Genomic DNA, 15601 nt, shown 5'->3' with positions numbered 1-15601 from the left:
ACTCAGGACGCGGCGACGGCGACGTAGACGGTGTTCGACGACTCGCCACCGCGGACCGGGTTGGCGAACGTCACCACGTGCGCGGTGCTCGTGGCGAACACCGCCTCGAGAACGGTGGTGAACGCGGCGTCGGGCGGGTCGTCCGACCACAACGCGAACACCCCGCCCGGGTGCAGGTGCCGGCGGAGGCGCCGTAGGCCTTCCTCGGTGTAGAAGTCGGCGTGTCCCGGACTCAGCAGGTGCCGCGGAGAATGGTCGATGTCGACGGCGATCACGTGGAACCGCCGCGCTGGCGCGTCCGGGTCGAACCCGGCCCCGGCCGTCAGGGCGAAGAAGTCGCCGTGCACCAGCCGGCAGCGCGGATCCGCGACGATCGCCGCGGACAGCGGCAGCAGCCCGTCGCGGTGCCACCCGATCACGTCGTCGAGCGCGTCCACCACGATCAGCGACCGGACCCGCTCGTCGGCCAGGGCGGCGTCAGCGGTGCAACCCAGCCCCAGGCCGCCGACGACCATGTCGACGCCGCCGTGCGGCCGGGCCGCCAACGCCAACCGTGCCAGTTCCACCTCAGCGACCGTGAACAGGCTCGACATGAGGTACTCGTCGCCGAGCTTCACCTCGAACACCTCGGCCCTCAGGGCCGGATCGATGCGGCGTCGCAGGCTGATCTCGCCCAGCGGCGTCGACCGCCACGCGAGCTCCTCGAAGCGGGCACCCTTCATCGGTCGCGCGTCCATCGTCACCTGTCCGCTACAGAACCGCGCCGCGTGGTTCGATCTCGATCGCGGCGACACCCCGCCCGAAGATCACGACCTCGCGGTCGCCGTGCCGGGCCCGGAGCACTCCCGACGGGTCCGACAGCACCGAGATCGCGTTCTCGACGACGGCCGTCTGTTGGCTGGTCTCGCCCTCCTCGTAGGTGACGTCGAGCCTGTCGCCGGTGAGGAGCCGTACGCGGAGCACGATGCGGGCCATTGGCGCATCCTAGTCCGACCGGTGACCGTCACGAGCACTCCCGGCAGACGTTCAGCCCGTCGGCGCGGAGCACGAACTGACTGCGGTGGTGCACGAGGAAACACCGGGGGCACTGCAACTCGTCCGACCGCATCGGTGACACCGGCACGGTCAGCTCCTCCCCCGACATGTCCGCGTCGGGCGGCTCGACCCCGTCGGCGGTGTCGACCTCGTCCAGGTCGGCCGTCGGCGGTCGGGCGGTTCTGTCGCGAGCCTGGAGTTCGTCCATGCCGTCGTCTCCGGTCGGTGGACGGCGTGGCGAGTCGTAGTCGATGGCGGCCCCCTCGAGCTGGTGTGTGAGTCGACCGTAGACCCAACCCCATCTGAAAACCGGGAGTTGGGACGCCAACCTCGCCCAGGCGTACCTCAGGACGGTTGTCCGGACCGGTCCGCTCCGGCCTCGCCCCGGGGTGTCGGCGGGGCGCTGCCGGTCTCCTCGTCGGTGAAGACCTCGTCGCGACGTCTGCGGATCGTCGGCAGGACCGCGACGATCAGCGCCGCCACCGCCAGGGCCAGCAGCACGGCGGACAGCGGACGGGTCACGAACACCGTCGGGTCGCCCCGGGAGATGATCAGCGCCCGCCGCAGGTTCTCCTCGAGCAGCGGCCCGAGCACGAAGCCGAGCAGGAACGGGGCCGGCTCGCAGCCGCACTTGATGAGGACGTAGCCGAGGATCCCGAAGAACACGATCGCGTAGACGTCGAACGGGTTGAGCGCCAACGAGTACGTGCCGATCGCCGCGAACAGGATGATCATCGGGAACAGCACCTCGTACGGGATGCGCAGCATCCGCACCCACATGCCGATCAGGGGCAGGTTCAGCAGCAGGAGCAGCGCGTTGCCGATCCACATCGACGCGATCAGGCCCCAGAACAGCGCCGGCTCGTCGTTGATGACGTTCGGACCCGGGGTGATGCCGTGGACGATGAACGCGCCGACCATCAGCGCCATCACCGGGTGGGCGGGCAGGCCCAGCGTGAGCAGCGGGATGAACGAGGTCTGCGCGGCGGCGTTGTTCGCCGACTCCGGTCCGGCGACGCCCTCGATCGCTCCGTGCCCGAACTCGTCGGGCCGCTTCGAGACCCGCTTCTCGACCGCGTACGACGTGAACGATGCGAGCACGTGCCCGCCGCCGGGCAGCACGCCGAGCGCGGATCCGAGGCCGGTGCCGCGCAGGATCGGGCCGACGATGCGCCGCCGGTCCTCGGCCGTCGGCCACAGGTGCCGCACGGTGCCGACGATCGCGGTGCGGGTGTGCTCGTTCTCCAGGTTGCGCAGGATCTCCGCCACCCCGAAGAGGCCGACGGCCACCGACACGAAGTCGATGCCGCCGTACAGCTCGCGCCGGTCGAACACGAACCGCGGCGTACCGGTGTAGATGTCCTGGCCCACCGTGCCGAACAGGACACCCAGGGCGATCATCGCCAGCGCCTTGAGCGTCGACCCGCGCGCCAACGCGATCGACACGATGAGCCCGAACAGCACCAGCGCGAAGTACTCCGCCGGTCCGAACTCCAACGCGACCTCGGCCAGCGGCGGCGCCGCGACGGCCAGCACGACCGTGGCCACCGTGCCCGCGACGAACGAGCCGATCGCGGCCACGGCCAGGGCCGGGCCCGCCCTTCCCTGGCGGGCCCTCTCGTGCCCGTCGAGCGCGGTGACCGCCGCCGACGACTCCCCCGGCAGGTTGATGAGGATCGCCGTGGTCGAGCCGCCGTACTGCGCGCCGTAGTAGATGCCGGCCAGCATGATCAGCGCGGTGACCGGTTCGAAGTTGAACGTGATCGGCAGCAGCATCGCCACCGTCGCCGTCGGACCGATGCCCGGCAGCACGCCGACGGCCGTGCCGAGCAGCACGCCCATGAAGCAGTAGAGGACGTTCTGGACCAGCAGCGCGGTCGAGAAGCCCAGCGCCAGGTTGTCGAGCAGCTCCACCGCTCAACCCCCGAGCCACGGGCCCCGGACCGGGATCCGCAGCTGCAGGCCGACGACGAAGATGAGCGTGGCCGCCACCGTGAGCGCGCCGGCGATGAGGACGGCCCGCAGCGGCCGTACGCGGGAGCTGGCGAGTGCGGTCAGCAACGCGGTGACCGCCGACGCCGGCACGAACCCGAGCCCCTCGACGGTGAGGCCGAAGAACAGCAGCGCGGCCACGATCGCGGCGACCGCGCGCCAGGGCACCGATCCGAACGTGATCACCTCGCCGGCGACCAGTCCCTTGACGACGATCGCCAGCCCGAGCGCCACCACGATGACACCGACGAGCAGCGGGAAGTAGCCCGGGCCCATCCGCAGCGGGGTGCCCAGCTCGTAGCCGAGCGACCCCACCACGAACGCGCCACCGATCACGACGAAGAGGCCCCCGGCGAGCACGTCGGGGTAGGACCGGCGACGCTCCACGTCAGGTCGCCTTGACGCCCGCGTCGGCGATGATCTTCGCCCAGGTCTTCAGCTGCTCGTCGAGGTACTCCCTGTGCGCCTGCGGCGTCGCGTCGTCGGCCGGCACCGGCGCGGTGCCGAGCTTGGCCATCTGGTCGATGACCGCCTTGTCGGCCAGCGCCTTCTTCAACGCGTTCGACAGCTTCTCGACGATCGCCTGCGGCGTGCCCTTCGGCGCGTAGAGCCCGTGCCACACGCTGACCTTGAGGTCGGGCATGCCGAGTTCGGTCGTGGTCTTCAGGTCCGGCAGGCTCTTCACGCGTTCCGGGGTGGTGACCGCGTACGCCTTCACCTTGCCCGCGGTGATCTGGCCGGTGGTGTTGGTGGTCTGGTCGCACATGAAGTCGACCTGGCCGCCGACGAGGTCGGTCAGCGCCGGGCCGGTGCCCTGGTACGGCACCTCCTGAAGCTTCACGCCGGCGGCGTCCTGGAACAGCAGCCCGCACAGGTGCGACGCGGCGCCGATGCCGGCGTTGGCGAGCGTCACCTTGCCGGCGTTGGCCTTCACGTACGACACGAGGTCGGGCAGCGTCGCCGGCGGGAAGTCCTTGCGGGCGACGATCGTCATCGGCACCTCGGTGACGAGCCCGATCGTCTCGAAGTCCTCCAGCGGCTTGTAGCTGAGGTTCTTGTACAGGGCCGGTGCCGTGGACATGCCGATGTGGTGCATGAGGATCGTGTAGCCGTCGGGCTTCGCCCGCGCGACCTCGCCGGCGCCGACGGTGCCGCCCGCGCCCTCCTTGTTCTGCACGACGATCTTGCCGCCGAGTTCCTTGGCCATCGGTTCGGCGATCATGCGGGTCACGGTGTCGGTCGGGCCGCCGGCACTGAACGGCACGATGACGGTGATGGTGTCGTCGGGGTAGCTTCCGGCGTCGCCGTCGTCGGAGCCGCCCGTGGTGCCGGAGCAGGCGGCGAGCAGCGAGACGGCGGCGATCGCGACGATGGTCCTGGTCGTTCTCATGGCGCGACCTCCTCATCAACGATTGCAAGTTCGTCGATGCGCGTGGGGACCGCCACCATACCGCCATCGATGGACCGGGAGGCCGGTCCGAGATCGAATCGTCGTCACCAGCGGTGTTCGTGCGGACCCCACGGGACCCACGCCATGCCGTCGTACCCGTAGTAGGGGACGGTCGCGCGTCCCGGCGGTGCGGCCGCGTCCAGCGCGGCCAGCTCCTCCGGGCCGAGGTCCACGTCGAGCGCGCCGAGGACGTCGGTGAGCTGCTCGACCGTGCGCGGGCCGACGATCGGTGCGGTGACCCCCGGCTGGCGAAGGCACCAGGCGACGGCGATCTGCGCGGGGGTGGCGCCCCGGGCCGCCGCGATGGTCGCCACCGTCTCCGCCACGGTGAAGGCCGGCTCCGCGAGGTGGCGCCGCGCCGTCTCCCCGTCCCAGAACTCGGCGAACCGTGACCCCGGCGGCGGCGCCTCACCACGACGGTAGCCGCCGGTGAGGAAGCCACCGGCGGTCGGCGACCAGGGCAGCACCGCCAACCCGTACGTGCGGGCCATCGGCAGCAGCTCGCGTTCGGCGCGCCGGTCGCGGCGGCCGCGCAGCGCCCGGCCGACGATCTCCTCACTGCGTCCGCGGCCGGTGGAGAAGTCGGCCGGGTCGTGGCTGTAGACGTCGGCGGTGTCGACGAGGGTGACACCGGCGTCGAGGGCCAGGTGGATGATCCGCGTCGACGTGCGGAGGTCCGTGCGTCCGCCGAAGTTCATGCAGCCGAGGGCCAGCGCGCCGACGCGGACCCCGGTGCGCCGAGCGGACGGTGATCACGCCGGGCCTTCGGCCTCGAGGACGAAGAACAGGAAGCTCAGGAACGCCGTGCGGTCACCGAGGTGGGACGGGACAAGCTCACGCGGGGTGTCCGGGGAGAACGGCGGTTCGCTGATGACGGAGATGCGCAAGCCCGCCTCCCGGAACGCGTCGGACATGGCGTGCAGCGGCCGGTGCCAGTACGTCAGCTCCATGCTGGTGCCGTCGCCGAGGGTGTACTCCTCCGAGAACCGCGTGACCTCGAAGTAGTTCGCGTCCGGGTAGAAGACCTTGTAGACGGTGGGGTGGTTCACCGACAGCAGCAGGCGCCCGCCCGGCCGGAGAACGCGCCTCAGCTCGGCCAGCGGTTGCGTCCAGTCGCGCAGGTAGTGCAGGACGAGCGACACGACCACGTCGTCGAACGCGCCGTCGGCGAACGGGAGCGGTGCGCCGAGATCGGCCACGCGCAGGTCGGCGGCGTCACCCAGCCGCTTGCGGGCCAGCTCGACCATCGCCGGGCTGCCGTCGAAGCCGGTCACGATGGCGCCCCTGGCGATGAGCGCCTCGGACAGCGGGCCGGAGCCGCACCCGGCGTCGAGGATCCGGCGCCCGGCGACGTCGCCGGCCAGGGTGAGCATCGCCGGCCGTTCGTAGTAGGCGTTGAAGATGCTCGACTCGTTGTCCGTCGAGTAGCTCTGGGCGAAGCTGTCGTAGTGGTCGGCCCTCATCGGGTCATCCTGGCACAGAAGATCCACCGGGAAGGGGACCGACGTGACCGACGATGCGCGTGCCCGGCTCGCCCGGCTCATGGACGGCTACCTGACCACGCAGCTGCTGTACGTCGCGGCGAGGCTCGGCATCGCCGACGCGCTGGCCGACGGACCCCTCTCGGGCGCGGAGGTCGGGCGCGCGGTGGGTGCCGACGGGGACGCCGTGACGCGGATCCTGCGCGGGCTCGTCGTCGAGGAGGTGCTCACCGAGGACGACGACGGCCGGTTCGCGCTCACCCCGCTCGGAGCGGCGATGCGCACCGGGGTCGCCGGGTCGCTGCACGGCCCGGTCGTCGTCCGGGGCGAGCTGTACCAGCGGGCCTCGGCCGGTCTGCTCGACGCGGTACGCACCGGCGGGACGGCGTTCGAGCACGTCTACGGCGAACGCTTCTTCGAGCACCTCGACCGCCACTCCGCGCACGAGGCGGCGTTCCAGGGCTCGATGGCCGGCCGGGCGGTGGGCGAGGCCGCCGACGTCGTCGCCGCCTACGACTTCGGCGGGCTGGCCAGCCTCGTCGACGTCGGCGGGGGCGAAGGCGTGCTGCTGGAGGCGGTCGTCCGCGCCACCGCCGAGCTTTCGGCGACGCTCGTGGACCGGCCCGCGGTGCTCGCCCGGGCACGGGAGCGGCTGACCGCCGCCGGGCTCGCCCACCGGTGCCGGTTCGTCGACGGCGACTTCTTCGCCGCGGTGCCGGCCGGTGCCGACGCCTACCTGCTGTCGCGGGTGCTCCACGACTGGAACGACGCGGACGCCGGTCGCATCCTCGCCACCTGCCGCGCGGCCATGACCGACCGCGGCCGGCTGCTCGTCGTCGAGGCGATCCTGCCCCGGCGGGCGGCCGAGCAGCCCGCCGCGATCCGGATGGACCTGCACATGATGATCCTGTTTCGGCTCGCGCGAACGCACCGAGCGCGACTTCCGCGCGCTCCTCGCGGAGGCCGGCTTCGCCGTGCGGCGGATCCACCCGACCGCGTCACCGGTCGGGCTCGCCGTGATCGAGGCGCACCGCGTTCCCGACCGGTGACGGGTGCCGGTCGCCCGTCCCGGGACGGGCGGCCGACGGTCCCCTCAGATCTTGCCGGTGCCGGCGCCGGCCGTGACCGTCGCCTTGACGGTGTTGTTGGCCTGCGGCGTGTAGGAGTACGGGATCGCGGCCACGCTCGCGCCGTTGCGCACCTGCTCGGTGCCCGAGTTCACCTTGTAGTTGTTGAGCACCTTGATGTTGCCCGGGTCGGAGTCGCCGGTCTGGGTGACGGTCGGCTTCGACACGTTCTCGAAGTAGTTCCGCTCGACGAACACGCCGGCGTTCATCGTGGACGCCACGCCGTACGAGCCGATGTTGCTGTAGTAGTTGTTCAGCACGTGCACCGGGTTGGCGAAGCGCACCCGCGGGTGCCGCTGCCCGGTCCCCTCGAACCAGTTGTGCACGTAGGTCACGCGCAGCCTGCCGGTGTCCTGCGACGCGTTGCCGTCGTCGTGGCCGAGCAGCATCGACTTGTCATGGTTGTGGAGCCGGTTCCACGAGACCGTGATGAAGTCCGATCCGCGTTTGATGTCGATCAGCCCGTCGTAGCCGCTGGCCAGGTCGTTGTGGTCGATCCAGACGTTGGTGGTGTTGGTCTGCACGTTGATCGAGTCGTCGCTCGCGTTGCGGAACACCAGGTTGCGGATGATGATGTTGCGCACGCCCGACAGGTTCAGGCCGCCGCCGGTGATCCCTGAGCCGCTGCCCACGCCGATGATGGTCTTGTTCGACGCGACGTTGTACATGCCCGAGATCGAGATCAGGCCGTTGACCCGCACGGTCTGCGACGTGCCGGAGCTCAGCGCCGACTGAAGCGCCGACGCCGACGACACGGTGACCACCGTGCCGGCCGAGCCGCCGGTGGTGCCGCCGTTCAGGCTGGCGTAGCCGACCGGGCTGCTCTCGAACGCGGCGGCCGCGGGCGAGTGGCCGAGCAGCACCGCGCCGGCGACGCCGACCGCTCCGGCGGCGGCCCCGCCGAGCAGCCGACGGCGCGACAGGGCGGCGGCGGGGATGTCCAGTTCAGACATGGGAGTCCTTCCCTACGTGGGGCGCCGGGGGGTGCCCGACCGCAGGTGGCATGGGTCGGGCCGGCGCCGGGGGCGGTGGCCGCGGTGCGCGGCACCTGCTGCACCGGACCGGGAGGCGGGCGCCGGCTGCGCGACCGACGACGGATCCGGCCAGGAAAGCGCTTTCCTCTGCCTGCGCAAGGCTAGGCCCGTCATCGATGCATGTCAATGAGCACCCCGCGAGGTCCGGGCCGTCAGCAACCGGCGAGCGCGTCCCAGGCGGCCATCGCGCAGGTGACGACCGCCTCCAGGTCGGCGCGGGTGGCGCCGTCGCGGGCCTGGACGGACAGGCCCTGCACCACGGTCGTGTAGTAGCGGGCCAGCGCGTCGAGGTCGGCGGGCGACGCGGTGAGGTCGCCGTCGGCGACGCCGCGCGCGAGCCGCTCGCGGATGGTGGCGTACTGGTCGCGGCGGCGGTCGGCCAGGAACTCCCGGACGGCGTGGTTCTCCACCGCGCCGACCGGCGCGGCCAGCACGAGCATGCAGTAGTGCGGGGTCTCCGGGCCGGTGACCTGGTCGGCCGTGGCCCGCAGCATCGCGTGGACCGCGGACCGCGCGGTCCCACCGTCGCGGAGCGCGCGCCGGGGTGGCTCGCCCGACGTGGCGCCGTACAGCGCCATGACCCGGCGGAACAGGTCCTCCTTGCTGCCGAAGCAGGCGTAGATGCTGGCCGAGGCGATCCCCATCGCCTGGGCCAGGTCGCTCAGCGAGGTGCCCTCATAGCCGCGTTCCCAGAACAGGTCCAGGGCCCGGCGCAGGGCGACGTCCGGGTCGAACGTGCGCGGCCGGCCGCGGTGTGCCATCGGTCCCCCAATTGTTTGTCGATCGACCAAGTTTATCTTGACCCGCGCCCGCCGGTCATGGACCATTTCTTGGTCGTTCGATAAACAATTCAGGAGACCCCATGCGAGCACTACGACAGACGTCCCTCGACGGACCCCGGGACCTACGCCTGGTCACCGACGCACCGGTGCCGGCACCGGGGCCGGGTGAGGTCCTGGTGCGGGTCACCGCCGCCGGGGTCAACTTCGTCGACCTCTCGCAGTCGCGGGGCACGTTCGCGGACGGACCCGAACCGCCCTACCTCGCGGGCATCGAGGCCGCCGGCGAGATCGTGGCCGTCGCCGACGACGTGACCACCTGGGCACCGGGCGCCCACGTCGTCGGCGTCAGCATCGGCGGCGGCGCGTTCGCCGAGTACCTGACGCTGCCCGCGGCCGCCGCCGTTCCGGTGCCGGCCGGTTGGGCCGACGAGCAGGCCATGGGACTGGTCGTGAACTGGCCGACCGCGGTGGCCGCCCTCAGGCCGCTGGGCGGGCTCACCGCCGGCCGGACCGTGCTCGTCCACGCCGCCGCGGGCGCGACCGGCCAGGCCGCGGTCGCCGTGGCCCGGCACCACGGCGCGACCGTGATCGCCACGGCCGCGCCCGCCAAGCACGAGGTGGTCCGGGCCCTGGGCGCCGACCACCTCCTCGACTCCGGCCGTGACGACCTCGCCGCCGAGGTCCTCCGCCTGACCGACGGCGTGGGCGCCGACCTCGTGCTCGAGTCCGTCGGTGGCGCCACGTTCGAGGCCAGCCTGGCCGCGGCCAGGCGGGTCACCGGCCGCGTCGTGGTCTACGGCCTGGCCGCCGGGACGGCCGCGGTCACCAACCGGGACCTGGTCTACCGGCACCAGGTCCACGTGATCGGGTTGAACATCGGCGTCCTGATCCGGGCCGCGCCCCAGGTGTTCGGCGCGGTCATGGGTGAGTTGTCCGGGCTGCTCGCGGCCGGGGTGCTCGGTCCCGGCCGGCCCACGGTCCACGACCTGGCGGACGGGCCGAGGGTCCTCGCGGACCTGGAGGCGCGGACCACCGTGGGCAAGCTCGCGCTCCGGCCCTGAACCACCACGCCCGGGACGGGACGCGGGCGCGTTCCGCTGCTCCATGATCGGCCCGGCGGTAGACTCCTGCCTCGTGCGCCGGGGCCGTCCGCATCCAGCACGCACCGTGTCCCTGGCATTCGCGGTCGCGATCGCCGCCGGAACCGGGCTGCTCATGCTGCCCGTCTTCCGGTCCGGGCCGGGCTCGGCCCCGTTCATGACGGCGCTGTTCACCGCGACGTCCGCGATCACCACGTCGGGCATGACGATCGTCGACACTGCCACCTACTGGTCCGACATCGGGCACGTGCTGCTCGCGGCGCTGACCCAGCTCGGCGGCTTCGGGATCACCACGCTGGCGACCCTGCTCGGTCTGATCGTGTCGCGCCGCCTGGGTCTGCGCGGACGCATGATGGCCGGCGCCGAGGCGACGACCGGGCTCGCGCACGGCGACGTCCGCCGGGTGCTCGTGCTCGCGGCGGCGGTGATGCTCGTCAGCGAGACGGTGATCGCCACGGTCGTGACGCTGCGGCTGTGGCTGGCCTACGACGTGCCGTTCGGGTCGGCCGCGTGGGAGGGTGTGTTCGACGCGGTGCAGGCGTTCAACAACTCCGGCTTCTCGCTGCGCAGCGACGGCCTGCTCGGCTTCGTCGGCGACTGGTGGATCTGCGTGCCGCTGACCCTCGGGGTGATCGTCGGCGGCATCGGCGTCCCGGTGCTGTACGAGATCGTCCGCGAGCTGCGCCGGCCCGCCGCCTGGTCGACCCACACCCGGCTCACCGTCTGGGGCACGCTGGTGCTGCTCGTCGTCGGGTTCGTCGCGGTCCTGGCGCTGGAGTGGGGCAACGACGCCACGCTCGGTCCGCTCGACGTGGGCGCGAAGATCCTCGCCGCGTTCGTCCACGGAACGATCCCCCGCTCGGGTGGCTTCAACACGGTCGACTTCGGCGCGATGTCCGCCGACACCACCGCGATCGTCACGGTGCTGATGTTCGTCGGCGGCGGCAGCGCCAGCACCGCCGGGGGCATCAAGGTGACCACGTTCTTCCTGCTCGCCTACGTCATCTGGACCGAGGTGCGCGGCGAGCAGGACGTGGTGATCGGTCGCCGCCGCATCGCCGAGACCACGCAACGCCAGGCGACGACCATCGCGCTGCTCGGCGTCGCGACCGTCGCCCTCGGCACGCTGCTGCTGCTCGGACTCACCCGCGGCGTCCCGTTCGACCGGGCGCTCTTCGAGGTGATGGCGGCGTTCAGCACGGCCGGTCTCGGCACGGGCCTGACCGCCGAGCTGCCCGACCCGGGCAGACTGGTGCTGATCGCGATGATGTTCGTCGGCCGCGTCGGAACCGTCGCCGTCGCCTCGGCGCTGGCGCTCAACACCCGTCCACGGCTGTACCGGTACCCGGAGGAGCGACCCCTCGTTGGCTGACAAAGAGAAGGCGAAGTCACCGACCGCGGACGAGAACGTCGTGGTGATCGGCCTCGGCCGGTTCGGCGGTCAGGTGGCCGCGTCGCTGCTGCGGCTCGGGCACGAGGTGCTCGGCATCGACGAGGACCCGAAGCTGGTGCAGCAGTGGTCCGACGACCTGACCCACGTCGTGCAGGCCGACGCCACCGACGAGGACGCCCTGCTGCAGGTCGGAATCAGGGAGTTCTCCCGGGCCGTCGTCGGCATCGGCACCGACATCGAGGCCAGCGTGCTGACCGTGCTCGCGCTCAGCGAGCTCGGGATCCGCGACATCTGGGCCAAGGCGATCTCGGTCAAACACGGCAAGATCCTGCGGTCGGTCGGCGCGCACCACGTCATCTACCCCGAGGCGACGATGGGCGAGCGCGTCGCCCACCTGATCACCAGCCGGATGCTCGACTTCATCGAACTCGACGACGGCTTCGCGATCGCCAAGACCCGCGCCCCCGGCGACACCGTCGGCCGGACCCTCGCCGACGTCGGCCTGCGGTCGCGGTACGGCGTCACGGTCGTCGGGGTCAAGGCCCCGGGGACGGACTTCGTGTTCGCCGCGCCCGACACGGTCGTCCCCGGCAAGGCCGTCCTGATCGTCGCCGGCACCACCGACCAGGTCGAGCGCTTCGCGGCCACCACCTGACCGGAGCACCCGCGTAGGCCCACGGGTCAGGACGGCGGCGCGGCGGTGCTGCCCCGGACGACGAGGGTGGTGTCGAGCTCGTACCGGTCCTGGGTCGGCTCCTCACCGGCGGCCATTCCCAGCGCCAGCCGCGCGGCGGTCGCGCCCATATCGGTGAACTGCTGCCGCACGGTGGTCAGTGGCGGCGCGGACCAGGCGGCCTGGTCGACATCGTCGAAGCCGACGACGCTGAGGTCCTCCGGCACCCGCAGACCGGCCCGGCGGGCGGCCTCGTACACGCCGAGCGCCTGCAGGTCGTCGCCGCACACGACCGCGGTCGGGCGCTGCGGAAGGGCGAGAAGCTCCGCGCCGAGGTCACGGCCGTCCTCGAACGTGAACACGCCGCGCCGCTCGAGGTCGGCGTCGAACGCGACGCCGGCGTGGTCGAGCGCGGCCCGGAACCCGTCGAGCCGGGCGCGGGCGGACAGGTCGCGGACCGGACCGGTGACGACCCCGATCCGCCGGTGACCCAGGTCGAGCAGGTGGCGGGTGACGGTCAGGGCGCCGCTCCAGTTGTTCGACCCGACGGCCGGGATCCCCGCCAGCTCGCCGACCGGGTCGACCGCGACCAGCGGGATGCCGCTGGCCGACAGCCGTTCGCTGTGCCGGGCGTCGGCGAGCGAGCAGACGGTGACGACCGCGGTGGGCCGCCGTCGCAGCAACGGCTCGATCCACGGCAGGCCGGCGTCGACCTGCCGGTGGACGTCGGTGAACCCGACCGTGCAGTCCCGCCCGCCCGCGACCTCGCCGACACCACGCAGGATGCCGACGGCGATCGACGCGAGCATCCGGTCGAAGACGACCTCCAGGCACGGGGTGGTGGTGGCCGCCAACGGCCGGCGGTAGCCGTGGTCGCGCAGCAGCACCTCCACCCGCTGACGGGTCGTCGCGCCGACGCCGCGCCGGCCGTTGAGCACCTTGGACACCGTGGGTGGAGAGACGCCGGCGAGCTCGGCGATCGTCGTGATCGGCACGTCACCACGCCGTGCCCTGCGACGTGGGGCCGGTCGGTCCGACTCGATCACGGCACGGAGTCTACGGGTCGCCACGGACAGGGGCACTGACGTGTCGCAACCCGCCATCGCGAATGTTATCGATCACATTTCTTACCGCGATGATGCCCGCTCCGCCGGTCCCGTTCAACCCCGCACATCTCACGCGATTGCGACGGCGCCCGCCTACCGAGCGACAAAACTTTCGCGAAACTTCGGCCCGGAACCTTGACGATATGGGCACCATCGACAACAGTCCATGGCAGTGGTTGCCCCACCCGCCGGGGTGACCAATCGGACAGCACGATGCCCCCTCGGCCTCCTCCGTCGTGCTGTTAACGCTCACAGCTGCCAGCACACAGCGCGGAGGTCGTCATGGTGGAAGTCGGAACCTGGAGCGCTGTCCGCGTCCCGGCTGCGACCCCCGTGCTCGTGCTGGCCGTGACCGGCGTCGTCGCGGACGGCAGCCGCGGCGACGCCGGTCACATCACCCGCTGCGACGTGAACCGGCCGTGCCGGACGGGTCGTCCGGTCGTGTGGGCCGCCTTCGACGAGGGGCACATCGCCGCCCCGCGGGACGCGTCGATCGCTTCGGGCGCCCCGGTCGGCGTCGGGTTGCGGGCCACCCGCACCGGCAACACCACCACACCCACCGCGTTCGGTGTCGACGGCGCCGCCTGTTCCGCCGCCTGACCGCGGCGGACACCACCGTTCCAGGAGAACCTCCCATGACAAGAGTCAGACTGCTCGGCGCCACCCTGGTGTCGGCCGGAGCCATGGTGCTGGCCTCGGCCGTCGTGGCACCGGCCGGTGCCGCGGCCGCCGGCTGCTCGGTGTCCTACACCGTGTCCTCACAATGGCAGGGCGGCTTCGGCGCCAACGTCGCCATCACCAACCTCGGCGACCCCGTCACCAGCTGGACCCTCACCTGGTCCTACGGCGCCGGCCAGACCGTCACCCAGGCCTGGAGCGCCACCGTCACCCAGAACGGCGCCGCCGTCACCGCCAGAAACGTCGACTACAACGCGACGATCGCCACCGGCGGCACCGCCTCCTTCGGCTTCAACGGCGCCTGGACCGGCAGCAACCCCACACCCACCACCTTCGCCCTCAACGGGGTCACCTGCGACGGCGACACGACCCCGTCGACCCCGCCGTCGTCGAACCCGCCCTCCTCCTCGTCCTCCTCGTCGCGGCCGCCCACCGGCGCCGCGGACATCACGGTCAACGCCGCGACCAGGTACCAGACGGTCGACGGTTTCGGTGCCGCGACCGCGATCTGGGGAAGCGCCTGGTCGACGGCCGAGACCCAGACGCTGGTCGGGACGGGCGCCAACCAGCTCGGCCTGTCGATCGTGCGGACCGGTATCTCGCCGGTGTCCAGCGAATGGTCGACCCACGTGAACTCGCTGAGGACGGCGAAGACCTACGGGTCCAACGTGAAGATCCTCGCCTCGCCCTGGACCGGACCGGCGGCGTGGAAGACGAACAACAGCCGGACCAACGGCGGCAAGCTGCGCGCCGAGTACTACGACGACTACGCCAACCACCTCAACAGCTACGTCCAGCAGATGCGCGCCCAGGGCGTGACCATCGACGTCACCTCGGTGCAGAACGAGCCCGACTGGCACCCCGACTACGACTCGATGGACTGGAGCGGCACGGAACTGCGCACCTTCGCCTGCAACAACGGCGCGGCCGTGCAGAACACCCGGCTGATGGTCGCCGAGGCCGTGAACCTGAACTACGGCTACACCGACCCGACGCTCAACGACTCGTGCGCCCGCAACAACATCGGCTACATCGGTGGTCACCTCTACGGCACCGAGGCCGCCGGGCGGCTCGCGCCGTACGCCCTGGCCGCCCAGCACAACAAGCCCGTGTGGATGACCGAGTGGAACTTCCACGAGGCCGACGGCAGCGGCTCGAACATCTGGGGCAACCCGAGCAACCAGACGGTCTGGAACGAGACCCTCGACACCATCATGCGCACCGTGCACCGGTCGATGGAGGCCAACTGGAGCGCCTACATCTGGTGGTACGGCAAGCGCTACTACTCCTTCATCGGTGACGGCGAGGCCGCCTACGGCACCACCGCCGGCGCGCCACTCAAGCGCGGGTACGCGTTCTCGCAGTTCTCCAAGTACGTCCGGCCCGGCTACCAGCGGGTCGCCCTGACCAAGAGCACGAAAGCCAACCCGCTGGAGGTGACCGCGTACCAGGGCGACGGGAAGGTGACGCTGGTGATCCTCAACCGGTCGACGAGCGCGGTGAACAACGCCGTGATCCAGGCGCCGCAGAACATCACGCGGGCCGAGCACTACCTCACCTCGCAGAGCGCCAACGCGGCCAGCCAGCCGACCGGCGTCAACGGCGGACAGGTGACCGTCAACGTCCCCGCCCGCAGCATCTCCACCGTCGTCGTCACCCTCTGACAGGAGGAACCATGCGCAGATCACGAATCCTGTTGCTGTCGGCCGGTGTGGCGCTGGCGGCGTCGGCGGGTGCCGTCGCCGCCGGG

The 15601-nt window shown here is 71.5% G+C and carries 16 protein-coding genes and 1 pseudogene; 6 read left to right on the top strand and 11 right to left on the bottom strand.

Annotated features, from left to right (window positions below; translation table 11 throughout):
* Positions 1-2: 2 nt before the first annotated feature.
* The 8 genes from Voc01_RS35105 to Voc01_RS35070 form a co-directional block, all read right to left on the bottom strand.
* Positions 3-737 carry a spermidine synthase family protein gene (locus Voc01_RS35105; protein ID WP_239160698.1) on the bottom strand — a complete coding sequence of 245 codons (735 nt, stop codon included), beginning with the start codon at positions 735-737 and terminating at the stop codon, positions 3-5.
* A gap of 13 nt (positions 738-750) precedes the next feature.
* Positions 751-975 carry a hypothetical protein gene (locus tag Voc01_RS35100; protein WP_203931959.1) on the bottom strand — a complete coding sequence of 75 codons (225 nt, stop codon included), beginning with the start codon at positions 973-975 and terminating at the stop codon, positions 751-753.
* Positions 976-1003: 28 nt separating this feature from the next.
* Positions 1004-1288 carry a DUF4193 family protein gene (locus tag Voc01_RS35095; RefSeq protein ID WP_275423784.1) on the bottom strand — a complete coding sequence of 95 codons (285 nt, stop codon included), beginning with the start codon at positions 1286-1288 and terminating at the stop codon, positions 1004-1006.
* 92 nt (positions 1289-1380) lie between these two features.
* The gene (locus tag Voc01_RS35090; protein ID WP_203931957.1) at positions 1381-2949 is read right to left on the bottom strand and encodes a tripartite tricarboxylate transporter permease; all 1569 of its coding nucleotides are present in this window, start codon (positions 2947-2949) and stop codon (positions 1381-1383) included.
* A 3-nt stretch (positions 2950-2952) separates the two neighbouring features.
* Positions 2953-3414, bottom strand: coding sequence for a tripartite tricarboxylate transporter TctB family protein (locus Voc01_RS35085; protein ID WP_203931956.1), 462 nt, complete (start codon positions 3412-3414; stop codon positions 2953-2955).
* A 1-nt stretch (position 3415) separates the two neighbouring features.
* A complete protein-coding gene (locus Voc01_RS35080) occupies positions 3416-4417 on the bottom strand; it encodes a tripartite tricarboxylate transporter substrate-binding protein (protein ID WP_203931955.1) in 1002 nt (333 codons plus the stop codon).
* 104 nt (positions 4418-4521) lie between these two features.
* Positions 4522-5190: an aldo/keto reductase gene (locus Voc01_RS35075; protein WP_275423783.1), complete on the bottom strand. Its 669-nt coding sequence runs from the start codon at positions 5188-5190 to the stop codon at positions 4522-4524.
* A 39-nt stretch (positions 5191-5229) separates the two neighbouring features.
* Positions 5230-5940 carry a class I SAM-dependent methyltransferase gene (locus tag Voc01_RS35070; protein ID WP_203931953.1) on the bottom strand — a complete coding sequence of 237 codons (711 nt, stop codon included), beginning with the start codon at positions 5938-5940 and terminating at the stop codon, positions 5230-5232.
* A 79-nt stretch (positions 5941-6019) separates the two neighbouring features.
* Here Voc01_RS35070 and Voc01_RS54790 point away from each other — a divergent pair.
* Positions 6020-6808 (top strand): annotated as a pseudogene (locus Voc01_RS54790) (methyltransferase); the annotation flags it as partial.
* Positions 6809-7051: 243 nt separating this feature from the next.
* Here Voc01_RS54790 and Voc01_RS35055 read toward each other — a convergent pair.
* Both Voc01_RS35055 and Voc01_RS35050 read right to left on the bottom strand, forming a co-directional pair.
* The gene (locus Voc01_RS35055) at positions 7052-8038 is read right to left on the bottom strand and encodes a pectate lyase family protein (RefSeq protein ID WP_203931952.1); all 987 of its coding nucleotides are present in this window, start codon (positions 8036-8038) and stop codon (positions 7052-7054) included.
* A gap of 233 nt (positions 8039-8271) precedes the next feature.
* The gene (locus Voc01_RS35050) at positions 8272-8880 is read right to left on the bottom strand and encodes a TetR/AcrR family transcriptional regulator (RefSeq protein WP_203931951.1); all 609 of its coding nucleotides are present in this window, start codon (positions 8878-8880) and stop codon (positions 8272-8274) included.
* A gap of 101 nt (positions 8881-8981) precedes the next feature.
* Here Voc01_RS35050 and Voc01_RS35045 point away from each other — a divergent pair, with 101 nt between their 5' ends.
* From Voc01_RS35045 to Voc01_RS35035, 3 genes are read left to right on the top strand one after another with little or no spacing between them, the layout of a single operon-like run.
* A complete protein-coding gene (locus Voc01_RS35045) occupies positions 8982-9962 on the top strand; it encodes a zinc-binding dehydrogenase (RefSeq protein WP_203931950.1) in 981 nt (326 codons plus the stop codon).
* 43 nt (positions 9963-10005) lie between these two features.
* Entirely contained in the window at positions 10006-11373 is a 1368-nt protein-coding gene (locus tag Voc01_RS35040) for a TrkH family potassium uptake protein (RefSeq protein WP_203931949.1), read from the top strand.
* Positions 11366-12049: a potassium channel family protein gene (locus Voc01_RS35035; RefSeq protein ID WP_239160694.1), complete on the top strand. Its 684-nt coding sequence runs from the start codon at positions 11366-11368 to the stop codon at positions 12047-12049. Before Voc01_RS35040 ends, Voc01_RS35035 begins: the two co-directional genes overlap by 8 nt.
* Before the next feature lie 26 nt (positions 12050-12075).
* Here Voc01_RS35035 and Voc01_RS35030 read toward each other — a convergent pair whose 3' ends face one another.
* Positions 12076-13062, bottom strand: a complete 987-nt coding sequence (locus Voc01_RS35030) for a LacI family DNA-binding transcriptional regulator (RefSeq protein ID WP_239160693.1) — start codon at positions 13060-13062, stop codon at positions 12076-12078.
* 393 nt (positions 13063-13455) lie between these two features.
* Between Voc01_RS35030 and Voc01_RS35025 the strand changes: the two genes are divergently transcribed.
* Together Voc01_RS35025 and Voc01_RS35020 are read left to right on the top strand one after the other, a co-directional pair.
* Positions 13456-13773 carry a hypothetical protein gene (locus tag Voc01_RS35025; RefSeq protein WP_203931947.1) on the top strand — a complete coding sequence of 106 codons (318 nt, stop codon included), beginning with the start codon at positions 13456-13458 and terminating at the stop codon, positions 13771-13773.
* A gap of 35 nt (positions 13774-13808) precedes the next feature.
* Positions 13809-15515: a cellulose binding domain-containing protein gene (locus Voc01_RS35020; RefSeq protein ID WP_203931946.1), complete on the top strand. Its 1707-nt coding sequence runs from the start codon at positions 13809-13811 to the stop codon at positions 15513-15515.
* Positions 15516-15601: the final 86 nt, after the last annotated feature.

The organism is Virgisporangium ochraceum (genome assembly GCF_016863655.1).
Taxonomy (GTDB): domain Bacteria; phylum Actinomycetota; class Actinomycetes; order Mycobacteriales; family Micromonosporaceae; genus Virgisporangium; species Virgisporangium ochraceum.
Note: the sequence above shows the minus strand (reverse complement) of the source record. Positions and strands in the feature narration are given on the sequence as shown.

Coding starts and splice junctions, on each gene's coding strand:
- Voc01_RS35100 (WP_203931959.1), bottom strand. CDS start 975: ATGGCCCGCATCGTGCTCCGCGTACGGCTCCTCACCGGCGACAGGCTC.
- Voc01_RS35040 (WP_203931949.1), top strand. CDS start 10,006: ATGATCGGCCCGGCGGTAGACTCCTGCCTCGTGCGCCGGGGCCGTCCG.
- Voc01_RS35045 (WP_203931950.1), top strand. CDS start 8,982: ATGCGAGCACTACGACAGACGTCCCTCGACGGACCCCGGGACCTACGC.
- Voc01_RS35080 (WP_203931955.1), bottom strand. CDS start 4,417: ATGAGAACGACCAGGACCATCGTCGCGATCGCCGCCGTCTCGCTGCTC.
- Voc01_RS35025 (WP_203931947.1), top strand. CDS start 13,456: ATGGTGGAAGTCGGAACCTGGAGCGCTGTCCGCGTCCCGGCTGCGACC.
- Voc01_RS35105 (WP_239160698.1), bottom strand. CDS start 737: ATGGACGCGCGACCGATGAAGGGTGCCCGCTTCGAGGAGCTCGCGTGG.
- Voc01_RS35050 (WP_203931951.1), bottom strand. CDS start 8,880: ATGGCACACCGCGGCCGGCCGCGCACGTTCGACCCGGACGTCGCCCTG.
- Voc01_RS35070 (WP_203931953.1), bottom strand. CDS start 5,940: ATGAGGGCCGACCACTACGACAGCTTCGCCCAGAGCTACTCGACGGAC.
- Voc01_RS35055 (WP_203931952.1), bottom strand. CDS start 8,038: ATGTCTGAACTGGACATCCCCGCCGCCGCCCTGTCGCGCCGTCGGCTG.
- Voc01_RS35020 (WP_203931946.1), top strand. CDS start 13,809: ATGACAAGAGTCAGACTGCTCGGCGCCACCCTGGTGTCGGCCGGAGCC.